At 67.3% G+C, this 822-nt stretch carries 1 protein-coding gene; it reads left to right on the top strand.

Going from position 1 to position 822, the window contains the following annotated elements; all coding sequences use genetic code 11:
- Positions 1-822: filamentous haemagglutinin family protein (locus HX846_RS38530; protein WP_178967618.1), on the top strand; the 822-nt coding region annotated here is incomplete at both ends.

Below are 822 nucleotides of genomic sequence, written 5' to 3'. Positions count from 1 at the left end.
CGCTTCGGTTTCGTCGGCACCCGCGAGCAGGCCCGCGCGGTTTACGCCGCACTGCCCGCTGAACAGCAACGGGTGTTCGCCCGTGATGTGTACTTCGCCGAACTCAAGGCCGCCGGCCGTGAGTACAACGCGGTGGGCGGTGTGCGCCAGGGCAGCTATGTACGGGGGCGTGCAGCGATTGCCGCGCTGTTCCCGGGCAAGGACGTGGCCGGCAACCCGATCACCTACAAGGGCGATATCACGTTGTTCGGCGGCTCCGGTGTACACACCAATTTCGGCGGCTCGATCCAGATGCTCACCCCGGGCGGTGGGCAGACCTTCGGCATCGAAGGCGCGGCACCGCCGTCCACCGCCGGTGTGATCACCCAGGGCGCCGGCGATATCCAGCTGTATTCCATGGGCAGCATCCTGCTGGGCCAGAGCCGCATCATGACCACCTTCGGCGGCTCGATCATGGGCTGGTCCGGCGAGGGCGACATCAACGCCGGTCGCGGATCCAAGACCACCGTGGTGTACACGCCGCCCAAGCGTGTCTACGACAACTGGGGCAACGTGGCCCTGTCGCCGGCGGTGCCGAGCACCGGGGCGGGGATTGCCACCTTGAACCCGATTCCCGAAGTGCCGGCCGGAGACATCGACCTGATCGCCCCGCTGGGTACCATCGATGCGGGTGAGGCGGGGATTCGGGTCTCGGGCAACATCAACATTGCCGCGTTGCGCGTTGTAAACGCCGCGAACATCCAGACCCAGGGCAAGTCGTCCGGGGTGCCGGTGTCGGCGGCGGTAAACACCGGGGCCATGACCTCGGCGAGCGCAGCCGGT

It is taken from the genome of Pseudomonas sp. K5002 (assembly GCF_013386655.1).
Lineage (GTDB): Bacteria > Pseudomonadota > Gammaproteobacteria > Pseudomonadales > Pseudomonadaceae > Aquipseudomonas.
Note: the sequence above shows the minus strand (reverse complement) of the source record. Positions and strands in the feature narration are given on the sequence as shown.